Source organism: Streptomyces sp. BV286 (genome assembly GCF_019090165.1).
GTDB lineage: Bacteria > Actinomycetota > Actinomycetes > Streptomycetales > Streptomycetaceae > Streptomyces.
On sequence record NZ_JAHRIB010000141.1, the window covers coordinates 171,499 to 196,736 of the forward strand.

The window sequence follows — 25,238 nt, forward strand, 5'->3', positions numbered from 1 at the left end:
CCGTGCGGCATGAAGGGCGGCCGCCGGTGCGGGCCGCCGTCGTGCGGGTGGTCAGACGTGGGGTGCGGGTCGTCCCAGCAGCCGCAGCGCGCACGCCACGAGACACAGCGCGGCCGCGCCACAGCTCAGCGACAGCACGGCGGCGCCGGGCGGGGGATGGAGCGTGGCCGCGATCGCCGCCCCGCCGCCGGCCGCCAGACACACCGCGGCCGGCGGCCAGGCCACCCCGAAGGCCTGCAGGAGCAGCGCGGTCCACAGCGTCGCCGCGAGCAGCAGCAGCGGAGCCGGTTCGGCGCCGGTGAGCAGCGCGGCGGGCAGCAGCGGCAGCAGATAGGCGAGCAGACAGAGGGCGAGGATGCCGGCCGACCGCAGCAGATAGGCGGCCGGTGTGGCGGTGGCCCGCAGCGCCGCCACCGACATCCCGCGGTACTTGTGGAGCAGCCACTCGGCCGGCCCCATGCTGACCGTCAGCACGATCACGGCGTACGGATGCTGCCGTCCCTCCAGCAGGACCAGCACACCGGCGGCCAGGCCGAACAGCCCGTACGGCAGCGACCGGACCAGCGCAGGGCGGACGCCGTCCGGGACGGGGGCGGCCGCCGACGTGGCCCGGAGCGCCCAGCCCGCCGCGGCGACCGCGCCCGCCAGTGACAGCAGCGGCAGTCCCACCCGCAGGGCCGTGCCCGGCTCCCACCACACGAGCGCCGCCGCACCGCCGATCACGGGGGTGAGCGCGGCCAGCAACAGCCGCTCCCGGGCCAGTACGAGGAGCACCCCCGCCGCCGCGAGATACAGGGACTGTGCCGCCGCCACGGCGACCGCGGTGCCGCCCGAGGCGAACAGCGACCCGGCGCCGGTCGCCGCGACGGCTCCCAGCGGCGCGCCGTGGAGCAGCGTGCGGCCCGCCTCGCGAAGGCCCGTGGCCATGCGCAGATAGGCCCGGTGCCCGAGGGCCTGCCCCCAGGCCCACGAGGCGAGCCCGGCCACGATCAGCACGTCGGTGTCGTGGCCGGCGTGCCACAGCCGTCCGGTGAGCAGGTAGGCGAGCCCCGGCAGGGCGAACAGCGCCCCGCGCAGCGCGCAGCGCACATGGTCGGGACGCCACGGGTCGGCGGGCGCGTCGGGTTCGGGAAAGGTGCGCGGCACCCGGTGGTACAGCGCGGAGGCGAGCGAGAACAGGTTCGGGTGCCCGTACCGCTCCTGGATGACCTCGCCGGTCAGGCCCTCCGATTCCAGCAGTGCGGCCACCTCGTAGGGGTGCACGGCCGGTCCGACGCGGTCGGCCAGTTCGGCGGCCAGGCGGTCGACCGCGTCCTGGGCCACGCCGTGGTCCGGCAGTCTCAGGGCGAGGGTGCGGTCGTCGGCGAGACGCAGGGCCAGCGTGTCGCGTCCCGTGCCGCCCGGTTCGAGGGCCATCGGTCCGCTCATCCGGCCAGGCTCCTCTGTCTCGGCTCCCAAACGCCGCCCTCCGTGGCCGGACGCATGGCCGGGAGGGCCGCCCACGGATCGCGCGGGGCGATCGGACCGAGCGCCGACAGTTCCAGGTAGATGTCCCGGAAGGTGTCGACGGTCTGCCGCAGCGTGAACTGCTCGACGACCCGCAGCCGGGCGGCCTCGCCCATCGCGCGGCGGCGTCCCGGATCGCCCAGCAGGCCCAGCGCGGCGGCGGCCATGGCGGCCGGATCGCGCGGCGGAACGACGAGTCCCGTGTCGCCGACCGCCTCCCGCACGCCGCCCACGTCAGTGGAGACGGTGGCCCGCCCGCAGGACATCGCCTCGATCAGGGTGAACGGGAACCCCTCGCTGATGCTGGAGAGCATCACGACGTTGCCCGCGGCGTAGGCGTCCCTGATGTCGTCGACCCGGCCCTCGAAGGAGACCGCGTCGCCGTGGCCCAGCTCGGCGGCCAGGGACTCGCACCGTTCCCGGTAGGACTCGCCTCCGCGGGGTGTGCCGCCGAACAACCGCAGCCGCGCGGCCGGGAGTTGACCGCGGACAAGGGCGAAGGCCCGGATGAGGGTCTCCAGGTCCTTGATCGGGTCGACGCGTCCGGCCCAGCTGAGCGTGGGCCGCTCCGGCTCGGAGCCGGCCGGCGGGAACGCGCCGGGATCCACCCCGTTGTAGACGGTCCGGATCGACTCCGGGTCGGCGCCGCCCTGTTCCTCCCACAGCCGGTTGTAGCGGTTGCCGGGGGTGATGAGGGAAGCCCGCCGATACGTTTCCTCAGCGAGCAGCCGGAAGAAGCCCAGGACGACGGCCTTGACCGGCCAGCGGTAGGGAGCGGTGCGGTAGCCGAGGTAGCGCTCGCGCAGATAGACACCGTGCTCGGTCAGCAGCAGGGGCACACCGTGCCGTTCGAGCGCCGCGAGGCCGGGCAGGACGGCCAGTCCGCCGCTCACCGCGTGCGCCACGCCCTGTTCGGGCGGTGGTGTGGCCAGTGGGCGCAGGGCGTGCTCCAGCAGGGCGGTGGCGGTGAGCGCGTCGTGCAGGGTCGGCCGGGCCTCGCGGACCGCCAGACCCGGCCGGTTCCACACGGCGGTGAGGATGCCGATCGCCCGGTCGCCGCGGAGGAAGGGGCTCAGCAGCCCGTCGGCCGCGGCCGACGCCATCGCGTACAGGGCCGTGCCGAACCTGTCCTCGGCACACGGGTCGAGCAGCGCGGTGAGGAACTGCTCGTAGGCGGCGGCCAGTTGGTTGCGGCGGCGGCCGCGCGCCGGGCGGCCCTCGGGTGCGGGCCCCCACATGGGGACCGACACGACACGGGAGACGTGGTCGGGTATCTCCCACACGAGGGGTTCGCGTCCCGTGCCGGTGACGGCGATGACGTCGAAGTCGATGTCGGGCATGCCGTCGACGAGTTGGTCGCACCAGACGCTCACGCCGCCGTGACTGTGCGGATAGGTGCCTTCGGTGAGCAGGGTGACGCGCGCCGCGCTGGGGCGTCGCGCGCCGTGGGGAACGTGCATCGGTGTGCTCCACGGCCGAGGTGGGTGGTTGTACCGGCCCCCGCCGCGGGCGGGGGCCGTCGGTCGGTGCGCCGTTCAGCTGTCCGGGCTGTGGGGCAGCTCCTCGCGCACGCCGGCCGGTACGCGGGTGCGTGGGGCGGTGCGGGTCGCGGACGCCTTCTCCGTGACGTCGACGGTCGCGGACAGCGACGGTGTCGCGGCCGGCGCGGTGAGCGTCAGCGGGGCGCCGGTCGAGGTGGTCCAGCCGGACACCTCACCGGCGTAGGCGTCGCCGAAGCCGGAGCCGTCGTTCGTGGTGCCCGTCGGCATGGTGGCCGGTACCGCGATCCCGGCGGGCGCCCGGACCGTCACCGTGTCGCCGACGCGGTAGGCGGTGACCTGGCCGTCGGCGACGGCGGCCTTCCACGCGGTACGCCGCCGCAGCTCGACCCCGATGTCCTTCATCGGCAGGTTCACCACGGGGGCGTTCGCCGTGAACAGGGCCGCGTACCCGTCGAGGATGCCGTCGAGGACCGGGTAGGCGATGCGGTCCTCGGCCAGGTTCGACTGGTGGATGAAGTGCGGCTTGGGGTCGTTGGCGAGTACGTGGCCGAGGCCGATCCTCGTCTCCAGCGGCACGATGTGGTCGGCGTAGCCCGTGGCGGTGTCGAGCGGAGCCGGCAGACAGGTGGAGGTGGCGGGGTTGTCCTCGCAGATGCCGCTGCCGCCCTGGGCCCGGCCGGTGTAGATCCAGTTGTACTCGTCGACCTGTTCCGCGGCCCGGCCGGCGTTGTAGAAGACGTTCATCGGATAGCGGGAGACCGTCGTGGCGGGGCCGATCCCGCGCTGCTCCGGTTCGCGGGAGTTGTCGGAGCCGAGCCACGCGATGCCGTTGTCGGCGAGGGCGGGCGCCAGGTTGGGGTTGTCGACGGGCTGCTGCGGCAGCACCTGCAGACCGGAGTGCTCACCGGTCACCAACTCCGAGTTGTCCAGGGGGAGTCCGGCCGCCTGGCCCCAGACGCGGTTGTCGGCGATCTCGCGGGAGATCGTCTCGCGGCTGACCCACCTGGTGCTGCCGTCGGTGTCGGTGGCGCACTTCCACGGCACCACGGTGGTGTTCTGCTCGCAGCCGAGGAACGGATGCGAGTAGGTGTGGTTGATCCACCGGAACTGCTCGCGGGCGGCGATGAACCGGTCGGTGAGGGGGTCCGCGCCGTTGTTGTCCTCGCGGTGCTCGACGCTGCCCGCGCCGTTGTAGGCGAGGTCCAGGGTGAAGTTCTGTCTGTCCTGCCAGTCGGTGGCGTGGTCGACGTCCGCGGGGGTCATCCGGATCGGGTTCGGCGTGCCCTCGCCCTGGGCGCAGTCCACGTCGCCGGGCGTGCAGTTGAGCTCCGTGTCCCAGCGGTCGTCACCGGCGAACACGTCGTCGACGTGCACCGCGAAGTAGTTGCGCGAGGCGCCGAGACGTACGCCGCCGGTCATCCACTCCACGATGCCGCGGGCCAGTAGACGGAACTGCTGCTGGTACCGGTTGTAGACGAAGGTGACGACGAGTTCGCGTCGCCCGTCGTGCCGGTACTCGCCCACCAGGGAGCCCCGCGACGACTGTCCGGGGGCGGCGGCGTCGACGTAGGGGACGAAGTCCGCCCCCGCGGCGGGCGTCGACAGATAGGCGTAACTCTCGCCCACGTCGGGCGAGTTGTCCTCGAAGGGGACGGAGCCCTCCAGGTAGCCGAACGGTCCCGCCCGGCCGGCCTCCGTGACCTGCGCCTGCACGCCGTCGAGGCTGCCGGCGTAGCCGCCGTCGACCGGGTACCGGAGCCCGGCCTCCGGACGCGCGTAGGTGTACGCGTCGACCTGCGGAATGGCGTACGTCTGCTCGTAGGCCACCAGGGCGGCCATCTCCGGGGAGCCGGCGGCGAACGGGTTGTCGTTGGGCAGGACGACGGCCTGGAACTTGGCGCGCGGTGCGCCGTCCACCGTGTCCGCGAGGAAGTCCGCGTCGATCACGGGCCGGCCGGAGTCCTGGAGGTCGACCTCGGTGTACGGCGTCCCGGCCGTGGTCAGTTCGGCGGCGATGGCGTCGGTGGCCGGGCCACCGTCGCTGACGACCAGGACCCGGAGGTCGATGCGGGGCGCGGCCGTGTCGGCGTGTGCCGGGACGGCCGGCAGGCCGAGCGCGGCGATGAGCGCGCCCACGGTGAGCGCCGTCGTACGTGTGGTCCGCTTCATGCGGTGAAAGTCCCCTCCCGGGCAGGGGTGAGCACTGCTCCGCGGAGCGGACGCACCCCCTCGCGTGACGCCGTCGCCCCCCTCAGACGTAGGTCGTCAACGCTTCGTCGCGTCACATAGTGAGGTCTGTGTGTAGTTTTCGTGCGCCTGCTGCGGAACATGACGGAAAAGAGCAGGCGTCGAACAGACGAAACCGGGGCCGTGGCGACCGTCCGCGTTCGTGGGGGCGCAGGCGGCGGGCCCGCCGCAACCGGTTGCGTGCCGGGCGCGACTTGAGCCGGAGGTATGCGGAGCGGCAGGGTCCGCCGTGCTGGACCGCCAGTGGTCTGGACCGTTTTCGACATCGGGCGGTTGATCGGTTTTCGGTCACCTGTGCCCGAGCGTTGGGCCCCCGGGACGGGCGGTGCGAGCGGACCCGCGGCCGGTTTCGGCGTACGTCGGGCGCGGAGCGCGCGGGTCCGGTTGTGCGGATCGGACCGCCGCCGATGTCGGCGTCGGCGCCGCACCCGGCCAGGGGGCACGAGTGGAAGCCGTTGTTCCCGTTGTGGCCGGAGTCGGGGCGACCTGCGGAGTGAGGGTCCGGCCCCGGCCGGCCGGAATGATGGAGTCCTGTATTTCAGGTCGGGTCGCCGCATCGTCGGCAGGGCCGGCCCTGCCTGCCGACGTGCACGACGACGAGGCGCCGGGAAGTCCGTGCGCCCGGCGCCCAGCCGTCGTGCGGCCTCGCGGACGACGCGGCGCCGATGGCCAATAAGGCATGTACCATGCCGAGTCGGGCCCTCAGCTCCGGTGGTCCTTCGCGGAGGGCCGCGTGACGCGGATCTTCGACTGGCCGTGCGGCAGTATCTCCCAGTCCTCCATGGGGCGCGCCGTCAGTCCGTGCTTCTGCGCCGGCGCGACGAGCGTCTCGGTGCGGTGGTGGAAGACCTCCCGCCGGATGAACCGCCGGCCTCCCCGCGGAGTGCCGCGCCCGATCTCCGGCATGCGGTGCTCGGGGCGCAGGCCGTGGCCGAGCAGGTGGTCGAGCCGGGTGCTCTCAGCGGCCGGGATGGTCCGGGTCGTCCTCGGCGCTCGGCAGGATGTTGGAGCCCTCCGCCCAGTGGTTCACCCAGCCGCAGTACGAGCAGGCGTACCTGTTGTTGAGCCCGCTCACCTGGGCACCGCACTGGCGGCAGTCCGTCGTGGTGATCTCCGCGCCGGTCGAAGCCACGACGGCGTCGCCGGACCCGCTCTCCAGAGGCCACTCCTGCGTCATGGAGGCAGGGTACCCACGGACCCCCGGTCCGCCGGAAGGGCCGTCGCACGCGCGATGTGCGACCGGTGTCGTCCGGTCCTCATGTGCCGGCAGGGGTGGACGTGATCGTGACGGCCATCGTGGCGGTGAAGCCGGTGCCACCGACGGCGAAGGTGAAGGTGCCGGGAGAGCCGGGGTCCGGCGTGGCCCGCTGGACCTGAGCGCCCTCGGTGGCGGCCGCCGCGGCCAGCCGGTCGCGGGTGACGTCCTGGGCCAGCAGCCGGGCGTCGGTGTGGAGGTACAGCTCGGGCCCGGCGGGGTCGGGGATGGCGTGCACGTAGTACTGCTTGGAGAAGACGACGTTGTCGGAGAAGCCGAGCGGGGACGTGTTGCGTTCGCCGACGTAGACGTCGAGCCGGAAGGCCATGCTGTCGTCCAGGTGGGCCGCCTCGGGCTTGCTGGTGGCGTCCACCCAGCCCTCCCAGACCAGCCGGCGCAGGGCTCCCGAGCCGGTCCGGGTGACCTCGGGCCAGCCGGACGTGTCGTCGCCCGCGGCCGACAGCGGCGCCCGGAGTTCCTCCGTCAGGACCGGCAGGGGGTCCGTGAAGTCGCCGCGGTGGAAGGGCCCGTAGCAGTTCTCCGCCTCACTGCTCTGGTGGAAGAGCTCGAAGTCGACGTACCGGGGCTTGATCTTGACGCCGAAGTAGAACTCGCTTCGGCCGAAGACGTCGTAGCCACGGGTGACCTCGGCTTCGTCCAGCCACAGCTGCACGTGGTGGGTGCCGTGGAAGAAGCGCATGGCGATCTCGTACGCCTCGCGGGACGTCACCAGGGAATCCCGGCCGCCATGGCACTTGTGAATGAACGTCCTGGGTGATCCGGGGAGTTGGGCCGAGGACTGTTTGACCAGCCCGTCACTGTGGTTGTACGCGAGGGTGCCCTCGTCGATGAAGGTGGAGAGGCGGTTGCCGAGGCTGGCGGCCTTGGCACCGTAGGTGCGGTAGTCGGTGCCCACCACGGTCAGGATGCGTTCGGCGGGGAAGGGAATGTCCCTGAAGTCCGTCCGGTCCGGGTCGAAGGCGTTCAGCTCCTGGGCCGCGGGGGACACCACGGGCAGGGCGGACAGCAGCCAGCCGGGCAGGAGTTGGAAGGAGATCCCCCGGTGCGGGGTTCCCAGGGTGACGATGCGGTGGATCAGCGCCTCGGGATCCTCACCCTGCGCGGCGATCCGGCTCAGCGCCGCACGCACGGCCAGACCGCCCATGCTGTGGGCGACGATGTCCACCCCGGGGAAGATCTCGCCCGCCGCCTCCGAGGCGTGCCGCATGATGCGGATCAGCTGGACGAGGCCCCGCCCGTACTCCTCCAGGGTGCGGGGCTGGAGATCGTAGTAGCGGTAGATCCACAGCGTGCCGCGCACGCCCTGGCCGAGCAGGCGCTCGGCCAGGGTGGGATCGACGACGACCGTGCCGGAGGTCAGTTCCTCGCCCCACACGGTGCTCGGGGCCGTGGCCTGAACGGGTTTGGGGTAGTAGCCCACCACGTTGGTCGCGTCCCGATAGGTGTAGCGCGGGGACTTCAGCGCCCGCAGGAGGAAGCCCTCGTAGATGTAGTTCTCGCCCCGGCGCTCGGGATAGACCGTGCCGTTGTTGAAGCCCTGATACGCGTCGCGTTGCTCGTCCTGGACGTCGGGGCCGCCGAAGCCCCGGACGAGGATCAGGGGGCGGGGACGGATTGCCATGATCGCCTCCATGAGGCCAGGCTCGTGCCCGGGCAGGTAGGGCGGACGCGATGACGTACGGTCCCGCCGGCGGTGCAGTCCCAGGTGCCTCACCTCCATTCTGGCCACGGATTCCCGATTCCGCAGAGCAGCGGGCGGCCTGGGCCGATGCTTCCGTTCCCGCAGGTCGCCGCCGGCTTCTTCCTGCCACGGGAACCTCCGCATGCGCATGGGGAGCCGTCCCTCGGGGGCCGCCGCGATCCCGGGCTGCGGTATAACCGGATCATGATCTATCACGTCGTGACGCTCGGTGACTGGAGCGCCCGTCCGGAGGCTCCGTACGAGCCCCCCTCCCTCGCGAAGGACGGTTTCGTGCACTGTGCTCCCGACGAGGCGACCACTCTGGCCGTCGTCAACGCCTTCTACCGGAGCGCGCCCCGTCCGCTGCTCGCCCTGCTCCTCGACGAGGCCCGACTCACCGCCGAGCTGCGGTTCGAGGCGGCGGACCCCGCTCCGCCGCCCGGGGTCGGCGCGGACGTCCTGTTCCCCCATCTGTTCGGTCCTGTCGACCGTGACGCGGTCGAGCGGGTCCTGGAGATCCAGTGGGACGACGACGGCCGGGCGGCAGGACTGAAACCCGTGAGCTGACGGCCGCCGGCCCGCAGCCGCACCAAGGCTTCCACGGCCTCCGCGTCTCGCAGTCCAGCGCGGCTCAAACCCCGGCCCGGCCGCCAGGGGGGCCGCATCCCGTCGACCTCACGGAGTCGCCGACATGTCCGACCTCGTCGTTCCGCTCTCGCTCGGCACGTGGCCCACGCCCGTGGAGCCGATGCCCCGCCTGGCAGCCGCCCTCGGCCTCGGCCCCGACGACCTCCTCGTCAAGAGGGACGACCTCACGGGCCTCGGCGGCGGTGGCAACAAGATCCGCAAACTGGAGTGGACGCTCGCCCAGGCACTCGCGGACGGCGCCGACACACTCGTCACCACGGGCGCGCCACAGAGCAACCACGCCCGGCTCACCGCCGCGGCCGCCGCCCGCCTCGGCCTGCGCGCCGTGCTGGTGTTCCCCGGCGAACGAGGAGCGGCCCGGTCCGGCAACCTCGCTCTGGACGCGCTGCTCGGTGCCGAGATCGTCTTCAGCGGAGTGACGGGACAGCGGGCGCTCGCGGATGCCGCCTCGCAGGCATGCGACCGGCTGCGGTCCGAGGGGGCGCGCCCGGCCCTCATCCCGTTCGGCGGCTCCAGCGCGTTGGCGGCCCGCGGTTACGTGCGCTGCGGCGAGGAGCTGGTGTCGCAGGTACCCGGCCTGCGCACCGCGGTTGTCGCGCTCGGCTCGGGTGCCACCATGGCCGGTCTCGTCGCCTCCCTGGGCGCCGAGCGCACCCTCGGTGTCGATGTGGGGGCCGTGGACGACCCCCACCGCCGTGTCGTCGAGTTCGCCGCGCCGCTCGCGCCGGACGTCAGCGCCGACGGTCTGCGGGTCGACCGCGACCACATCGGCAGCGGCTACGCGAGCCTGCCCAGCAGCGTCGAGGAGGCGCTGACACTCAGCGCCCGACTGGAAGGCATCGTCCTCGATCCCACGTACACCGGGCGGGCGATGGCCGGTCTCGTCGCGGCGGCTCGGCGGGGCGAGATCGTCCCCGGGGACAGGACCGTCTTCGTGCACACGGGCGGGCTCCCCGGCCTGTTCGGGCACGCCACCGCTCTCGAATTCGCCGACAGCATCCAGAAGTCGGACTGAGCGGACGCGGCCCAACGGCCACAACGCGGCCGCCCTCCGGGCCGCTAGGGCTGCGGAGTGTGCCAGTCCAGACGGTCACGGTACAGGTGCACCATCACCGTCCAGCCCACGGCGAAGGGCAGGCCGCCCAGGGCGACCACGCCGAAGACCGCCGCCCCTGAGACCTCGAAGACCGCGCCCTCGCCGTCGAGGAGCTGCGCGACGGTCTGGAAGCCGAGATGGAACCCCACCCCGGCCGCGATGTCGCCGGTCGCCACGCGGAAGACGCCCAGCACGAGCGCGAACGTGAAGAACACGAAGAGCCGGTCCGGGGTGGGGGCCACACCGAGCAGGAACCCGAAGAGGGTGAAGAGCACGGCCTGCCCGGCGACCGCCTGCCAAGGAGGCAGCACGGTCAGGAGGTTGCGCTGGAGGTAGCCGCGGAAGACGAGTTCCTCGGGCAGCGCCTCGTACAGGAACACCAGCAGGACGAACAGGGCGGCGACCCCGGCGGTCTCCGCGACGGATGCCCGCGAAGCCACCTCGGCCCAGCCCAGCCACAGGCAGATCCCGATCCCGGCCGAGGCGGGCAGCATCCAGCAGGCCGCTCCCAGGAGCAGCCGCCGCCCGGCCACCCGCGGCGCGGGCAGACCGAGGTCGGCCCAGGGGCGGCGGTCCATCAACCGCCAGGCGGCCAGGACCGCGGGGACGACGAGCGCGGTGGTCAGCAGGGCCCGGGCCGCGTGCGTGGGACGGTCGTAGGCACGGCTGATCGGAGCCCCGTAGAAGACGAACCACCACAGGCCGACGGCGGCGGTGAACACCGTCAGGACACGCCACGGCATGGGTGGACGCGAGCCGTGCCCCGCCGCCGGAGGCACCCGCTCGTCGGCCATGGAACCCCCTTCGCGGCAGCGGCGCGCGTCGTTCGGGACCGTGGTCCCGCCCCACCCGGAAAGACCGGCAATGTCCGAGGACGTGTTTCGTTCGGCGGATCGTGTCTACCGGTAATACATGGTCCAGTCGATGCGAGAGACAGAACGAAAGTACGAGGTCCCTTCGTCCGCCGACACCTCCTGGCTGCCCGAGTTGGATCGCGTGGACGGTGTCTCGGCGGTCGTCGACCGGAGCCCCGAGGAACTGGACGCGGTCTACTACGACACCGAGGACCTGCGCCTGTCCGGCTCCTCGGCGGTACTGCGTCGCAGAACCGGTGGAGCCGACGCCGGGTGGCACCTCAAACTGCCGTTGCAGGGCGACAGCCGCGAGGAGATCCGGTCGCCGCTGACCGACACCGTCCCGGACGCCCTGCTCGACCTGGCCACGTCCCGCACCCGGGGAGCGGAGCTGACCCCGGTGGTCCGCATCCGGTCGACCCGTGAGGTGCGGCATCTCGTCGACGCGGACGGCGCGATGCGGGCCGAGCTGTGCGTCGACTCGGTCCTCGCCGAGTCCCTGCGCGAGAAGGGCCGGCGCGCCACGTGGAACGAGGTCGAGGTGGAGCTGGCCGAGGACGCCGACCCCGCCCTTCTGGACGCCGTGGAGAAGAAGCTGCGCAAGAAGGGGATCGCTCGTTCGCAGTCCCCGTCCAAGCTGGCCCGGGCCCTCGACGAGACCGCCGCCGCCCCGGCCCCGGCGTCCGCTGACCTGGATCCGGACCAGGCCGGCGCGCACGTCCTCGCGTATGTGCGGGAACAGGTCAGCAGCCTCGTGGCCCTCGACCCCGCCGTGCGACGGGACCGCCCCGACTCGGTGCACAGGATGCGGGTCGCCTGCCGCCGTCTGCGCAGCTGTCTGCAGTCCTACCGGTCCGTCCTCGACCGTGACGTCACCGACGCGATCCGGCGGGAGCTGAAGTGGCTGGCCGGTGAACTGGGCGCCGAACGGGATCAGGAAGTGCTGATGGAGCACCTCGGCAAGAGCATCGGGGCCCTGCCGGAGGAACTGGTCCTCGGTCCCGTCGCCGCGCGGCTGCGGGTGTGGAACGTCGTCCACAGCACGGAATCGCGCCGACGCACCCTCGACGCCCTCGGCACGGGCCGCTATCTCGCTCTGCTCGATTCCCTCGCCCTGCTGCTGGAGCGGCCGCCGCTGCGTACCAAGGCGGGCAAGGCCGCGGACCAGGTCATGGCCAAGGCCGTCCGCAAGGAGTACGCGCGGCTGACCGGGCGCATGACCGACGCCCTGGAGCTGTCGCCGGGCCCCGCGCGTGACGTGGCCCTTCACGAGGCGCGCAAGGAGGCGAAGAAGGTCCGCTACGCCGCGGAGGCGGCCCGCCCGGCCCTCGGCAAACCGGCCAAGCGCCTCGGCAAGCGGGTCAAGGCGGTGCAGAAGGTCCTCGGCGACCACCAGGACAGCGTGGTGGCGCGGGGAGCCCTCAGGGATCTGGCCGTGGCGGCCCAGACGGCGGGCGAGGCCGGCTTCACCTGGGGTCTGCTGTACGGCACGGAACAGGCACGTGCGGACACCAGGGAACGGGAGTTGCCCCCTGTGTGGGAGCGCGCCGCGGCCCCGGAAGTACGCGATTCGCTTCACCGGTGACCTGCGGCTGAGCCGCACCCGGGCCGCACCCGGGGCGGCTCTCCCAGCGGGTCGCACGGCGGGCCGTACGCGATACCGGGGACCCAGCGGCTCCGCCGAGCCCTACCAGCGCAGCGGCAGGGAGGCCAGGTGGTCGCCGAGCCGGCCGGCGATGATCCGGTGGTCGCGGAGCGAGGGATGCCAGTCGCAGCCCAGGTGGTCCAGGCCTGCGTCCGCGTAGTACCAGTGGCGCACCCGGTGGTCGCCCCGCCGGTTGCGCTCCTGGACGATCCGCCGGGTGGCCTGGACGAACACAGCGGTGTTGCCGAGGTCCGTGGCGCTGACCACGAGGAACGTCCGGGGGCCGTACGAGGCGCGCAGCCTGTCGAGGAAGCCGTGGTAGGCGCTCTCGTAGGCGGCGGTCAACTCGTCCTCGGTCGCCCAGCGTTCGCCCGCGTGGAGGGGGGTCGAGAAGTCGTTGATGCCCAGCCCGATCACGACGACCTGCGGCCGCCAGGAGTCCGGCCTGCGCCAGACGTCGCCGTCGACGTTCAGCAGGGCCCGGTCGTAGTACGTGCGGAAGTCGGTGCCCGCGCTGCCGCCGTTGTAGTTGCGGACCATGCCCCGTCCGGAGAACGCGTTGAGCTGGTGGTCGGCGTCGAGCTTCCGGGCGGTGAGGGCGCCGAAGGCGAGGTCGGCGCTGCTGTTCCGGTTGACCCCTCCGTTGCCCGAACAGTCGCGCGTGTCCGAGAGGTTGCCGTACCCGGCGGTGAAGGAATCGCCGATGAACTCGATCTGCCGGCCGCGCGCTCGGGGCGCGGCGAGGACCGCGCCTTCGGGAGCGGGCAGGAATCCGCCGAACCGCCCCACGGCCCAGGGGCTTTCCGTTCGCTTTACGAGCCGGACGGTGTGCACGCCGTCGGGGAGGTTCTCGATCCGGAAGGTGGTCCGGCCCGGGGTCACCAGCGTCGCGGCGCTCGCCCCGTCGATGTGCACGTCGTAGTCGTTGTCGGCGTCGTCGAGCACGATGCCCACACCGGTGCCGCGGAAGCGTCCCTCGAACTGGACGCCGGGCCAGGTGTATGCCACGGACCCGTCGGCGGCCCTGCTGACCCGCCCCACCGTGTGGAACCGGGCCCGGGTGCCGGATGCCCGGACGGGAGAAGCGGAGGCGGTGACGATGCCCGCCGCGGCGGCTGCGACCACGGTCCTTCGGGAGAGGTGCGGAGGTGTCTGCATGAAACCGTCCTTTACACCGTGTGGGAGCGCTCCCACTGAAGTGGGATCGAAGTTGCCCGTCACTCGCGACTCCGTCAACCCCTCGCGGCGACTTCTTCACACCGTGCGACACCGGGGGGGCCGACGCCGGACAGGGTCGCCACCGGCGCCGTCGCTCCCATTCGCACGACCGACGTGCCCCGAAACCGGTGAGGGGTGCTGCCGTCGCCGGCAACACCCCCCGATCGGCCCGTTGTTGCTCAGCCCACGATCCGGCCCAGCTCGATGCGGTCGATGTTCGGGGCCCACGCGTCCGCGTTGCCGAAGGTCACCTTGGTGGAGCCCTTCTTCAGGTCGACGGGGACGCCCAGGGTCCAGTAGTCGTCCCAGCCCCAGGTGTTCTTGAAGGTGGCCTTCCGGGGAGCGGAGTCACCCACGGTGATGTCCGCCGTCCGCGACATGATGTCGGTGTTGTAGGAGTGGCCGTTGTCGCGCCGGTCGTTGTGCGCGTAGTGCACGACCAGCATGTAGCGGCCGGACTTGGGTGCCTTCACCGTGAACTCGGCGGTGCTGGACGCGCTGTTGCCGAGCCAGCCGATGTAGGAGCCGGCGGAGGCGTGGGTGGAGTCCACGAGCTTGGCCCCGCCCGCGAGGGTGGCCGAGGCGCCCTCGTAGGAGAGCGTGCCGGTGGTCGAGCCGGCGCCGGAGACGTCGAGGGAGCGGACGCCGGCGTGCTTGGCGGTCACCTGCACGCGGTTGTTGCCCGCGACGAGATACAGCCGCTGAGGACGACCGGGGGCGGCCGTCACGCTCTCGCCGTGCAGGGTGAGCTTCACCGGGGCCGTGGCCTGCGGGACCACCGTGAAGTAGCCGTCACGCGGGGCGTAGACGTCGAAGACCGCCTTGTCGCCCGAGCGCAGCACGAGGGAGCCCGTGCCGGCGCCGGCCGAGGACGAGTAGTCGTACGACGGCTTCCCGCTGATGTCGGCGAGCGTGGCCTCGTACGAGGCGGCGGGCGCCGCTGAGGTACGCGCGGTCAGGTCGATGCGGTCGAGGGTGACCTCGGTGTCACCCTTGGCCAGCGTCAGCACGTGCTCGCCGGCCGGGAGTTCGACGGTGACGTCCTTCTTGGCGCGGTAGGTCCAGTTCTCGGTGGACGGATAGGACACCGTGACCGGGTCCTTGCCGTCGACCGAGAGCTTCTGCGTGGCGGGGGTCCCGGACTGGTTGCCGTACAGGATCGCCAGGTCGTACGTGCCGGACCTCGGAACCGTCACCTTGAAGTCGACCTTGCTGGTGGCCGCGTTGAGCGAACCGACGTCCTTCGTCCCGGAGGCCGCGTAGCCGTTGGCGTTGCTGACGGTGCCCTGGGTGTAGACCTTGCCGTCGGTGATCGCCGCGTCCTCCGCCTCGTACGAGGCGGACCAGGGGACGGAGGTGGCGGCCGGGGTGCCGGAGCCGCCCGGGGTGAGGACGACCCGGTAGGCGGACATCTTGTGCATGCCGCGCAGCGGGACGGTCACCGAACCGTCGGCCGCGACCTTGACCTTCGTGCGGGTCAGGACGCGCGGCGCCGGGTGCTGGCCCTCGTAGCCGGACCAGGCGGACTCGGCGACGGTCGCGGTGACCGTACGGCCGAAGACCGACCGGGAGACGTTCTCGACGACGACGTCGGAGTCACCCGCGGAACCGCCGAGCAGGACCTGGGCCTGACGCCGCTTCTTGTCGTACGAGGCCAGACCCTGAAGGGTGTCCACCGCGTTGGCCTGCGGCGGCGTCACCTTGACGGTGTTCCCGGTCAGACCCGCGTACCAACGGAAGAACCACCAGCCGCCGTTGGGGATGTTCGAGCGCACCACGTTGCCGTCGAGGTTGCCGGCCGCGTCCCAGTAGGCCTGGTTGGCGTACACCTTGTTCCGCTCGAACATCGCGACCCACTGCGCGAGTTGCCCAGGCACGGACAGGTCGCGGCGGTTGGCGTACTCGTCGATGTTGATCTTCAGCGGTGCGATGCCGAGGTTCTTCTCGATCGAGCGGTAGTTGTCGTAGTTCCCCTGGAAGTTCTTGAGGGAGCTGGAGTCCAGCTCGTGCCAGGTCATGATCTGGGGGAGGACGTTCTCACGCTTGGCGAAGGCGAGGAAGTCGGTCAACAGCCTTGTGTGGTAACCGGATTCGTTCGGGCCGGCGATCCTGGCGTCGGGATCGATCGCGCGGATCCGCTGGTACACCGTCTTCCAGTCCTTGAGGAACCGGTCACGGTTGGCCTCGTACTGCGCCTGGTCGGAGGTGCCGAGGTTGTACCAGATCTGGTCGGGCTCGTTGAAGGGGATGTAGACGAAGTGCTCGCTGTTCGGGTCGGCCGACACCTCCTTGACGATCTTGTCGACCTTGGGGAGGTAGTCCGCGATGCCGAGATCCTCGTACGGCCACTTCGCGTAGATGTCCTGCATCATCACGTTGATCTCGCCGCCGCCGTTGCGGAAGAACGACTTGGAGACCGTGAGCGCGTCGCCGTTGGGGTGCTGGGCGCCGCCCTCCGGCTTCTGCGAGATGCTGGTGATCTTCAGGGGTTCCAGCATGGCGTCACTGGGCACGCCGTCGTCGCTGAGCCCGTACAGCGTGCCGTTGGCGCCGCGCATCACCGGGCCTTCGGACGCGGTGAGGTCGACGCTGAGGCGCTGCGGGTCGGCGGCGGCGGTCGCGGTCCCCGCCACGGGGAGGGTGCCTGCCATGGCGGTGACTCCAAGTACGGCTGCGACAAGGGCGGTTCTCGTGCGGGACATGGGGCGCGATCCCGAACGGGTGGGGGTGCTCACGCTGTTGGACCTCCAGTCATTTGACGGCTCCACTGGTGATGCCGGACACGATCTTTCGCTGGGCCACCAGGAAGAGGGCGACCATGGGCAGGCTCATCACCACGACGTACGCGAAGACGAGATGCCAGTTGTTGAGGTAGAGCTGTGCGCTGGCGACCTTGTAGAGGTTGAGTGGCAGGGTCGCCCTCTCTCCGCCGCCGAGGACGAAGAAGGCATAGAAGATGTCGCTCCAGGCGTAGAGCATCACCATGATCGTCGCGGTGGCGATGACCGGTCTGAGGAGCGGCAGCACGATCCGCAGGAAGATCCGCAGCGGCTTCGCGCCGTCCATCCGCGCGGCTTCCTCCAGTTCCAGGGGGATGGCACGGATGAAGCCGGTCATGAAGAAGATCGACGTGGAGAGGTACATCCCGGTGTAGACGGCGATCATTCCGGGCCGCGTGCCCGCGAGGCCCAGTTGCCGCAGCTCCATCACGACGGTGATGACGGCCGGCGGCAGCAGCAGCCCGCTGATGCACAGTGCGTACGCCGCCGAGACCAGCTTCGACTTGCGGCGCGCGAAGACCCAGGCCGCGCCGGCCCCCAGGATCAGCACCAGGGCGACCGAAGGCACCACGACGAGCAGGGAGTTGAGGAAGCCGCGCAGCATCTCGCCCTGGCTGACGGCCTCTTCGTAGTTGCTGCCCGGCTGCCAGTGCCGCGGCAGGTCGAGGTTGGGGGTGATCGCTTCGGCCTGCGGCTTGGCGGAGGTGACGGCGACCAGCCACAGGGGGACGCCGACGGCGAGTCCGGCGAGCAGGACGACGAGGGCGGGACGGCCGTACCGCCAGGCGGGATGCACGGCGGACGCGCCACGCACGGCGGACGCGGAATGCACGGTGGCGCTCACAGCAGTTGCTCCCTTCGGCGCAGCCCGACGACCAGCGGTACGGCGACGGCGACCACGACCAGGAAGAGGACGAGGCTCATCGCGGAGGCCTGCGCGTACAGGCCCTGGCCGAAGATCCGGAACATGTAGATGTTGAAGACCTCGGTGGAGGCGGCCGGTCCGCCGCCCGTGGTGGCCTGCACGATGTCGAAGGTGTTCATCGAACCGATCAGTGCCGTGGTGACGTTGAAGGTGACAGCGGGCGCCAGCATCGGCCAGCGCACCGACCGGAAGGTCCGCCACGGCCCCGCGCCGTCGCACTTGGCGGCCTCCAGCATCTCGCCGGGGATTCCCTTGAGGCCCGCCAGATAGATCAGCATCGACAGCCCCATCCACTTCCAGCCGTGGATGACGGAGACCAGAACGAGCGTCCACGTCGTCGAGCCGAGCCAGGGAATGTCGGTGCCGAGAAGGCCGTTGACCGCGCCGTCCTGGTCCAGCAGGGCCTGGAAGACGTACCCGGTCGCGAGCGCCGAGATGAGCACCGGCAGGAAGAAGACGGCTCGGAAGAACCGGTTGAAGCGGCTGTCCGCCTCCAGCAGCAGGGCCAGCGCCAGCCCGAAGCCGTTCTGGAACACCGCTGCCAGCAGGGCGTACACCAGGGTCGTACGGATCGCCCGGAGCAGGGAACCGTCGTCCGCGATGGTCTTGAAGTTGTCGAGGCCCGTGAAGGCGATGTCCGGGTGGTACGAGGACCAGTTGGTGAACGGGTAGTAGAAGTTGAGCAGGTTCGGCACCAGGAAGAAGGCCGCGAAGACGGCGACCGCGGGGAGTGCGAACCACCAGGGGTGGTGGACGGCGGCGCGGGGCAGCCGTCCCACCTTCCTCGCCCGGCCCTTGGCGGGCGCCGGCTTCTGCGTGCGCGTGCGTATGGCAGTGTCCGCCATCGGAAATCCTTGCCCGTCGGGTCGGTCGGGTCTAGAAGCCGGGCGCGCCCTGGGCCTTGGCCACCTGCGCGAACTGGCTCTGGATCGCCTGCGCGACCTGCTGCGGGTTCTTCTTTCCGTAGATCATGTCGGCGAGGTACAGGTGGGTGTCGGGGGCGACGATCGCCTTGGCCTGGAAGACGCCGATGGCCGTGGGCAGCGCCTTGACCTGGGACATCGACGCCTGGGGGAGGCCGTCGGGGGTCGGCACGGACGGCTGGACGGACGGAATCTTCATCGCCTTGATGTAGTCGGCGTAGTCCGGCCCGAGCCAGAAGGCCAGGAACTGGCGGGCGGCGTTCTGCCGCTTCTCGTCTCCGGTCTTGAACGCGACCACGCCGTTGGTCTGGTCGGGGGAGTACATCCCGGTGGCGGAGGAGTTGGCGATCGGGAACCAGCCGATCTTCTTGTCGATCTGAGCCGTGGAGTACTTGGCCTGCAACTGGCTCTGGAACGAGGTGACATTCAGGACCATGCCGGACTCGCCCTTCCAGAGGGAGTCGGCCTGACCGGTGAAGGTGCCGGTCTTGTAGTTCTTCTGCGCGAGCCCCGCGTCGAGCAGCTTCTCCTTGTACTTCTTGATGGCGCCGACGACGACCGGGTCGGTCCACTTCTTCTTGTTCTGGTTGAGGTCCGCCCACCACTGCTTGTCGAGGTCGGTGAGCTGGACCTGCATCTGCCATTGCATGGGCCACTTGTCGCCGCCGGCCTCGTAGAAGGCGGCGGCGTCGGTCTTGTCGGTGACCGTGTGACCGAGCTTCAGCAGCTCGTCGTACGACTTCGGGAAGTCCTTCTCCGTGATCCCGGCCTTCTTGAAGACGTCCTTGTTGTAGTAGACGCCGAGCATGGCGGGGCTGGTGACGATCGCCGCGTACCGCTTGCCGTCGATGACACCGAGGGACTTCTCCGTGTCACCCAGCTTCGACACCCACTCCTCCCCGTCGAGGGTGAGCAGGTTCTGCTTCGGCTGGATGAACGGCAGCGTGGAGATGGACGGCTGCCAGAACATCAGGTCCGGCTTGTCGCCGGAGGCGAGCTTCGTCGGCACGTTCTGCTCGTACAGGTCCGGGATCGCCTGGGTCTCGACCTCGGCGCCCGTGGCCTTCTCGAAGGCGTCGACCACCTGCTTGGGGGCGTTGAGCGTGTTCTGCGCGGTCCACATGGTCAGCTTCACGCCGTCCAGGCGGGCGGCGGGGTCGACCTTGGCCTGCTTGGCACCCGAGCCGGAGTCCCCGGAACCGGAGTCGCCGACACTGGGGTCGCTGCATGCGGTGGCGGACAGGGCAGCGGCGCATATGAACGCCAGCGCGGGCAGGGCTCTTGTCTTCATGACGTGCCTTTCACGAACGGGCTCGGGCAGGGGCATCTGGAACGGTCCTGCTGAAGAAGTGCGGGCGGGCGCCTCGCGCGGAGGGCGCCGGACTCATGCGTGCTCGGGAGGTGGCCCCGAGCTCTCCCGCACCACCAGTTCCGGTACGGAGACGGGGTGCGGGGCGATCTGCGCGGACTCCTCCAGCACGCCGTGCAGCAGCCCGAACGCGGACCGCCCGAGGCCGGTGAAGTCCAGACGCACGGTCGTCAGCGACGGGGTCAGGAAGGCGGAGTGCGGTGCGTCGTCGAATCCCGCCACGCTCACGTCTCCGGGCACGGCCCGGCCCTTCTCGTGGAGGGCGCGGATCACCCCGAGCGCGAGATCGTCGTTGCCGCACAGGATCGCGGTGACGCCGGGATCGCCGGCGAGCCTGCGGCCCGCCGCGTGGCCGCCCGCCGGACCCCAGCTCCCCTGCACCGGGCGGGGCTGCGCAGCTCCGGCCTCCTTGAGCGCCTGCCGCCAGCCGGTGGTACGGGCACTGGTGCGCCGGGTGCTGGACGGGATGGCGACGTAGTGCACGGTCCGGTGGCCGAGGGAGAGGAGATGGCGGGTCGCTTCGTAGGCGGCCTCGCGGTCGTCCGTCCACACCCAGGGGCGGTCGCCGCCGGGCGGGCTCGCGGGTGTCTCCACCACGCCGACGACCGGCAGACCGGCGGGCACCGCGCCCAGGGCCCGTACGCCGGCCGGATCGTACGCGATCACGATCAGACCGCCGCCGGCGTCCGCCGACCGCTGCACCTGGGCGGTCACGTCCGCCTCGTCGGCTTCGTCGGCTGATTCGAGTACGCCGATCCCCACGGTGTACGAGGCGGCGCGAGCGGCCTCCTCGATGCCCTGGAGGACGGAGGCGTAGCCGTAGTGCGTGGTGTTGGAGGTCAGCACGGTCACGGCTCGGGTGCGTCCGCTGGCCAGGGCGAGCGCGGTGGAGTTGCGCCGGAACCCCAGTTCGTCGATGGCCGCGAGCACCCGCTCCCGGGTGGACGGCTTGACGCTGGGGTGGCCGTTGATCACCCGGGAGACGGTCTGGTACGAGACCCCGGCGGCGGTGGCGACATCTCGGATACTCACCGAGCGCCTTGTGTGACCGGTCACATTCATGCCAGGATTGTGACCGGTCACATGAGGCGCGTCAAGAGACCGTAATCATGAATTCACGCGGCAGACTCAGACCGCCGTCAGCGGCGGTCACCGGGAGGGGAAGACGTTGACCGTTACGTCGGACGCGGCGGGCACGGCCCCCAACGACTCGCACCAGAAGGTCACTTGGGGCCACCGGGCACTGGAGGCGGAGCTCGCCACCGGCCCCGACGGAACCCTGCGGCTGGTCCGGCTGGCCCACCCCGGCGACCCGGTGTCCCAGTCCGCCGAACCCGACGCGCCACTCCACCTCGTGGAGCTCACCGCCCTCGGCCACGGGAGCGGCTGGTCCGGGCCGCGCTTCACCGGCACGGCCCTCGGCGCCCGCCTGCGGTACCGCACCCACACCATCGAGGAGCGCGACGGCTGGACCCGTCTGACCGCCGAACTCCACGACGACAGGACCGGGTTGACGGCCTTCGTCGAGCTGTCCTCGCCCGTCGGCCTGCCCGTGCTGCGCTCCCGCGTGCGACTGCGCAACGACGGACACGAGGCGCTCGTGGTGCAGTCCGTCAGCAGCCTGCTGCTCGGCGCCCTGCCGGCGCCCGACCGGCTGGACGTCCACCGTGCCCGCAACGACTGGCTGGCGGAGTGCCGTTGGTACGCCGAGCCGCTGAGTGCCTCCGTCGCCGACATCAGTGTCGACGTCCACCAGCACGACAGCCGGGCCGCGCTCTCCCTGACCGGGCGCGGCAGTTGGTCCAGCGGCGGACATTTGCCGATGGGGGCCCTCACCGAACGCGACGGCGGCCGGACCTGGTTGTGGCAGGTGGAGTCCCCGGCGGGCTGGCGCTGGGACCTGGGCGAGCGTCACCACGGTACGTATCTCGCACTGAACGGACCCACGGACGCGGAGCACCAGTGGCGGGTCGAGTTGGAGCCCGGCGCCGAGTTCACCACCGTTTGGGGGGTCCTCGCCCTCGGCTCGGGACTCGACGACGCGTTCGGCGCCCTGACCTCGTACCGCCGTGCCGTGCGCCGCCCGCACCCCGACCACACCGCGCTGCCCGTCGTCTTCAACGACTACATGAACACGCTGATGGGCGACCCGACGACGGAGAAGCTGCTCCCGCTGATCGACGCCGCCGCCGAGGCCGGCTCGGAGTACTTCTGCATCGACTCCGGCTGGTACGACGACAGCACCGAGGGCTGGTGGGACAGCGTCGGCGAGTGGCTGCCGTCGTCACGCCGTTTCCCCGGAGGCGGCATCCACGCGGTCCTGGACCGGATCCGCGAGCGCGGCATGGTGCCCGGGCTGTGGCTGGAGCCCGAGGTCGTGGGAGTGCGCAGCCCGGTCGCGTCCGAGCTTCCGCCGGAGGCCTTCTTCCAGCGGGACGGTGTGCGGCTGAGCGAACAGGGCCGGCACCAGCTGGACCTGCGGCACCCGGCCGCCCGGGCGCACCTCGACAGGACGGTGGACCGGATCGTCGGCGACTGGGGGGTGGGCTACCTCAAGCTAGACTACAACATCCTCGTCGACCCCGGCACCTGCGGGCCCGGTGACATCGCCCCCGGGGCGGGCCTGCTGGGCCATGCCCAGGCGTATCTGGACTGGCTCTCGGAGGTGCTGGACCGGCATCCGGGCCTGGTGATCGAGAACTGTGCCTCCGGTGGGATGCGGATGGACGGGGCCACGCTGGCCGTCACCCAGCTCCAGTCCACCAGCGACCAGCAGGACCCCCTGCGCTGCCCGCCGATCGCCGCCGCCGCACCGACGGCGGTCCCGCCCGAGCAGGGTGCCGTCTGGGCCTACCCCCAGCCGGATTTCGACGACGACCTCATCGCGTTCACCCTCGGCGGGGCGATGCTCGGCCGGATTCACCTGTCGGGCCACCTGGACCGGATGCCGGAACACCGGCTCGCGCTCGTACGGGATGCCGTGGCCGTCTACAAGACGGTTCGCGGGGATCTGGCCGAGGCCCTGCCGTTCTGGCCGCTCGGCCTGCCGGGATGGGAGGACCAGTGGTCGGCGCTGGGCATGCGGGTGCCCGACGGCCGCACGTCGTACCTCTCGGTCTGGCGCCGCGGCGGGGAGAGCGGGGTCCGCCTTCCCGTCGGGCACCTGGCCGGACGCGAGGTGCACGCGGAGATCCTGCACCCGTCCCTGCCCGCGTCCCGCTCCGCGGCCTCGGCGCTCTGGGACGGGAGCGGCGTCCGGGTGTCGCTGCCCGGCACGCCCGGGGTGCTGTTGATCCGTCTGACGTCGACCGCGTAGCGGCGACGGCGGGGGAGCGGACGGGCCGTGGTGACGCCCGCCCGGCCCTCCTGCGCCGGGCCCTGGAGGGTCCGGCACAGGTGTGCGTCGACGCTGTCCGCCCGGTCCGCGACGAGATCCGGCGCCGCGTCGAGTCCCCGACCGCCGGGAGCGACGCCACGCGGGAGAGCCGACCGGCCGTCCGCTGCCGGACGAGCGAGCCGAACCGTCTTTCGTGGCTCCTGCATCCGCCCGTCCGGCACGTCTCCGGAGCCGTCTCCGGAGCCGGGTGCGTGCCGTGGCGGGAATACAGCCGCGGCAGGCCCTGTTGTACCGCACGTGAATGACATGACCCCTTCAAAAAATGGCCCATCGGCCGGATGGGTCCCAAGGGGGAGCGAGAGGAGAACCTCGTGGCTACCAGTGGTGCGCGTCCGGTGGTGACGTTGAGGTCCACGGCGGGGACCGGTGCGACTTACGTGACGCGCAAGAACCGTCTCAACGACCCGGACCCGCTGGTCCTGCGCAAGTACGACCAGGTGGCGGGTAAGCACGTCCCGTTCCGCGAGGAGCGATGAACGAAGTCGTCGCCCTCCGGTGGACGACCGCAAGGAAGGAAACCCCATGAAACTCGGCATTCATCCCGTCTCCCGCCCGGTCGTCTTCCGTGACCGTGCCGCGGACGCCACGTTCCTCATCCGCTCGACCGCCCGCTCGGCAGCGACGATCGAGTGGCGGGACGGCAACACCTATCCGCTGATCGACGTGGAGGTCTCGTCGGCCGGTCACCCCGTCTACACGGGGACCGCGCGGGTCGTCGACAGCGCGGGCCGCGTGGAGCGGTTCGAGCGGCGATACGGCCGCACCGCATCGGCTGCCCGGTGACGTTCGGCCGGTGCCCGAGCAGGAGGGGAGTGCAGGCATGAAGGTGCGCAAGTCGTTGCGCTCGCTGAAGTCCAGGCCCGGGGCGCAGGTGGTGCGCCGACGGGGCTCGGTCTTCGTGATCAACAAGAAGGACCCGCGTCACAAGGCCCGCCAGGGCTGACGCGTCTTGGGCGCAGTGCCGGGCCCGGCCACTTGAGAAGTGGCCGGGCCCGGTTCGCGTTCCACGTGCGGCCGGATTGACGGATTGACAACCGTGCCCGCTGGGCAGGGAGCCAGGGAATGTCATGTCATGTGCACGACTACCTTCCCCCCACAAGGAGGTCGACCATGCACGTCCGCAAGCTGACAAGTGGACTCACCGCCGCCCTGGCGGTGACCTTTTCCCTGATGGGCAGCCAGGCCGTGGCCGCTCCGGCGCCGGTCGCGGAACGCACGGCCGCCGCCCGGATCCTCACCTACGACGCCAGCGGTTCCGCGGAGTTCAGAACCGCGGTCGACCGGGGCGCGGCGATCTGGAACAACAGCGTCGACGCCGTCGAACTGCGCCCGGTCACGACCGGACAGCGCGCCAACATACGGGTCCTGGCGGACAACGGCTGGCCCCGCGCCCAGACCACCTCACTGGGCAACGGCACCGTCTACATGGGACGCCAGGCGGTGAATCAGGGGTACGACACGATCCGTATCTCGGCCCACGAGCTCGGGCACATCCTCGGTCTGCCGGACCGCAAGCCCGGTCCCTGCTCAAGTCTGATGTCCGGCTCCAGCGCGGGAACCGCGTGCACGAACCCCAACCCGAACGCGGCGGAGAAGGCCGAGGTCGAGGACAACTTCGGTGGCCTCCTCACGCGGACGGCCGGAGCGGCGCCGCTCGGCGTCGTGATCGTGGACTGACACGCGGAACTCCGGAACTCCGGAACTCCGGAACTCCGGAACTCCGGAACTCCGGAACACGGAAGCCGAAAGCCGGTGGAGCAGTCGTACGCCCCGGAACCCGTGTCGGGTTCCGGGGCGTACGGGCGGAAATCCAGGCCCTTCCGGGCGGCAGCCAGACGGCATGGCCTCGCCGTGGTCAGAAGGGCAGACGGCCACGGGTGCGACGGCCGGCCGAGCCGCTGCGGCCCACCGCACGGGAACTGGTGTGGAACGGCTTGCTGAGCCATCGGCCGAGAGGGCCGGGAGCCTTGCTGCCGGCTCGCGCACCGGCGCCGAGCGAGCGCTGAGTGCCGCGTTCGGGGTGACGTGAGATACGGGGGACGAGAAAGGCCAGTACGGCCAGCACGACACATACGGCAACGATGGCGACAACTATCACGGGCGGACTCCCTGTCGATCGGTCAGGTGAGTCACGAGTGCCCCGGCACGGCGCGTCCATGTGGACTTTGATG

General features: G+C 71.1%; 22 protein-coding genes. 8 read left to right on the forward strand and 14 right to left on the reverse strand.

What is annotated here, in order from left to right; translation table 11 throughout:
- Positions 1 to 51 precede the first annotated feature (51 nt).
- The 6 genes from KUF83_RS20525 to KUF83_RS20550 all read right to left on the reverse strand — a co-directional run bounded on the left by KUF83_RS20525 (position 52) and on the right by KUF83_RS20550 (position 8,152).
- Positions 52 to 1,428, reverse strand: coding sequence for a hypothetical protein (locus KUF83_RS20525; RefSeq protein ID WP_217456193.1), 1,377 nt, complete (start codon positions 1,426 to 1,428; stop codon positions 52 to 54).
- Complete coding sequence (gene pelF, locus KUF83_RS20530; protein WP_217456194.1) at positions 1,425 to 2,966, reverse strand: GT4 family glycosyltransferase PelF; 1,542 nt, start codon at positions 2,964 to 2,966, stop codon at positions 1,425 to 1,427. Before pelF ends, KUF83_RS20525 begins: the two co-directional genes overlap by 4 nt.
- Positions 2,967 to 3,041: 75 nt before the next feature.
- Positions 3,042 to 5,177 carry a hypothetical protein gene (locus tag KUF83_RS20535; protein WP_217456195.1) on the reverse strand — a complete coding sequence of 712 codons (2,136 nt, stop codon included), beginning with the start codon at positions 5,175 to 5,177 and terminating at the stop codon, positions 3,042 to 3,044.
- Positions 5,178 to 5,957: 780 nt separating this feature from the next.
- Positions 5,958 to 6,161: a hypothetical protein gene (locus KUF83_RS20540; RefSeq protein WP_374106110.1), complete on the reverse strand. Its 204-nt coding sequence runs from the start codon at positions 6,159 to 6,161 to the stop codon at positions 5,958 to 5,960.
- A gap of 52 nt (positions 6,162 to 6,213) precedes the next feature.
- Positions 6,214 to 6,432: a hypothetical protein gene (locus KUF83_RS20545; RefSeq protein WP_217456196.1), complete on the reverse strand. Its 219-nt coding sequence runs from the start codon at positions 6,430 to 6,432 to the stop codon at positions 6,214 to 6,216.
- Between the two features lie 79 nt (positions 6,433 to 6,511).
- Positions 6,512 to 8,152, reverse strand: a complete 1,641-nt coding sequence (locus tag KUF83_RS20550; RefSeq protein WP_217456197.1) for a triacylglycerol lipase — start codon at positions 8,150 to 8,152, stop codon at positions 6,512 to 6,514.
- Positions 8,153 to 8,416: 264 nt separating this feature from the next.
- Here KUF83_RS20550 and KUF83_RS20555 point away from each other — a divergent pair, with 264 nt between their 5' ends.
- Positions 8,417 to 8,779, forward strand: coding sequence for a DUF952 domain-containing protein (locus KUF83_RS20555; protein WP_217456198.1), 363 nt, complete (start codon positions 8,417 to 8,419; stop codon positions 8,777 to 8,779).
- Positions 8,780 to 8,903: 124 nt separating this feature from the next.
- On the forward strand, positions 8,904 to 9,875 hold the full coding sequence (locus KUF83_RS20560; protein WP_217456199.1) for a pyridoxal-phosphate dependent enzyme: 972 nt from the start codon (positions 8,904 to 8,906) through the stop codon (positions 9,873 to 9,875).
- Between the two features lie 44 nt (positions 9,876 to 9,919).
- Here KUF83_RS20560 and KUF83_RS20565 read toward each other — a convergent pair whose 3' ends face one another.
- Positions 9,920 to 10,750: a CPBP family intramembrane glutamic endopeptidase gene (locus KUF83_RS20565; RefSeq protein WP_217456200.1), complete on the reverse strand. Its 831-nt coding sequence runs from the start codon at positions 10,748 to 10,750 to the stop codon at positions 9,920 to 9,922.
- A 118-nt stretch (positions 10,751 to 10,868) separates the two neighbouring features.
- Between KUF83_RS20565 and KUF83_RS20570 the strand changes: the two genes are divergently transcribed.
- Positions 10,869 to 12,395, forward strand: a complete 1,527-nt coding sequence (locus KUF83_RS20570; protein WP_217456201.1) for a CYTH and CHAD domain-containing protein — start codon at positions 10,869 to 10,871, stop codon at positions 12,393 to 12,395.
- Positions 12,396 to 12,497: 102 nt separating this feature from the next.
- Here the strand turns inward: KUF83_RS20570 and KUF83_RS20575 are convergent, their stop codons facing one another.
- The 6 genes from KUF83_RS20575 to KUF83_RS20600 all read right to left on the reverse strand — a co-directional run bounded on the left by KUF83_RS20575 (position 12,498) and on the right by KUF83_RS20600 (position 20,732).
- Entirely contained in the window at positions 12,498 to 13,613 is a 1,116-nt protein-coding gene (locus tag KUF83_RS20575) for an SGNH/GDSL hydrolase family protein (protein WP_217456202.1), read from the reverse strand.
- 239 nt (positions 13,614 to 13,852) lie between these two features.
- Positions 13,853 to 16,324 (reverse strand): CBM35 domain-containing protein, encoded by a 2,472-nt coding sequence (locus tag KUF83_RS20580; protein ID WP_217456203.1) that lies wholly within the window; start codon positions 16,322 to 16,324, stop codon positions 13,853 to 13,855.
- 100 nt (positions 16,325 to 16,424) lie between these two features.
- Entirely contained in the window at positions 16,425 to 17,249 is an 825-nt protein-coding gene (locus KUF83_RS20585) for a carbohydrate ABC transporter permease (protein WP_217456480.1), read from the reverse strand.
- Between the two features lie 44 nt (positions 17,250 to 17,293).
- Entirely contained in the window at positions 17,294 to 18,223 is a 930-nt protein-coding gene (locus KUF83_RS20590; protein ID WP_217456204.1) for a carbohydrate ABC transporter permease, read from the reverse strand.
- Between the two features lie 31 nt (positions 18,224 to 18,254).
- A complete protein-coding gene (locus KUF83_RS20595) occupies positions 18,255 to 19,592 on the reverse strand; it encodes an ABC transporter substrate-binding protein (protein ID WP_217456205.1) in 1,338 nt (445 codons plus the stop codon).
- 93 nt (positions 19,593 to 19,685) lie between these two features.
- Positions 19,686 to 20,732, reverse strand: coding sequence for a LacI family DNA-binding transcriptional regulator (locus tag KUF83_RS20600; RefSeq protein WP_217456206.1), 1,047 nt, complete (start codon positions 20,730 to 20,732; stop codon positions 19,686 to 19,688).
- Between the two features lie 106 nt (positions 20,733 to 20,838).
- Here KUF83_RS20600 and KUF83_RS20605 point away from each other — a divergent pair, with 106 nt between their 5' ends.
- The 5 genes from KUF83_RS20605 (at position 20,839) to KUF83_RS20625 (ending at position 24,744) form a co-directional block, all read left to right on the forward strand.
- Complete coding sequence (locus KUF83_RS20605; protein ID WP_217456207.1) at positions 20,839 to 22,986, forward strand: glycoside hydrolase family 36 protein; 2,148 nt, start codon at positions 20,839 to 20,841, stop codon at positions 22,984 to 22,986.
- Between the two features lie 392 nt (positions 22,987 to 23,378).
- Entirely contained in the window at positions 23,379 to 23,543 is a 165-nt protein-coding gene (gene rpmG, locus KUF83_RS20610) for a 50S ribosomal protein L33 (protein ID WP_217456208.1), read from the forward strand.
- Positions 23,544 to 23,589: 46 nt separating this feature from the next.
- The gene (locus tag KUF83_RS20615; RefSeq protein ID WP_217456209.1) at positions 23,590 to 23,850 is read left to right on the forward strand and encodes a type B 50S ribosomal protein L31; all 261 of its coding nucleotides are present in this window, start codon (positions 23,590 to 23,592) and stop codon (positions 23,848 to 23,850) included.
- A gap of 37 nt (positions 23,851 to 23,887) precedes the next feature.
- Complete coding sequence (gene ykgO, locus KUF83_RS20620; RefSeq protein ID WP_217456210.1) at positions 23,888 to 24,010, forward strand: type B 50S ribosomal protein L36; 123 nt, start codon at positions 23,888 to 23,890, stop codon at positions 24,008 to 24,010.
- 167 nt (positions 24,011 to 24,177) lie between these two features.
- Entirely contained in the window at positions 24,178 to 24,744 is a 567-nt protein-coding gene (locus KUF83_RS20625) for a snapalysin family zinc-dependent metalloprotease (RefSeq protein WP_217456211.1), read from the forward strand.
- 178 nt (positions 24,745 to 24,922) lie between these two features.
- On the opposite strand, the gene KUF83_RS20630 is transcribed toward KUF83_RS20625, so the two are convergent.
- Complete coding sequence (locus KUF83_RS20630; RefSeq protein ID WP_217456212.1) at positions 24,923 to 25,165, reverse strand: DUF6411 family protein; 243 nt, start codon at positions 25,163 to 25,165, stop codon at positions 24,923 to 24,925.
- Positions 25,166 to 25,238: the final 73 nt, after the last annotated feature.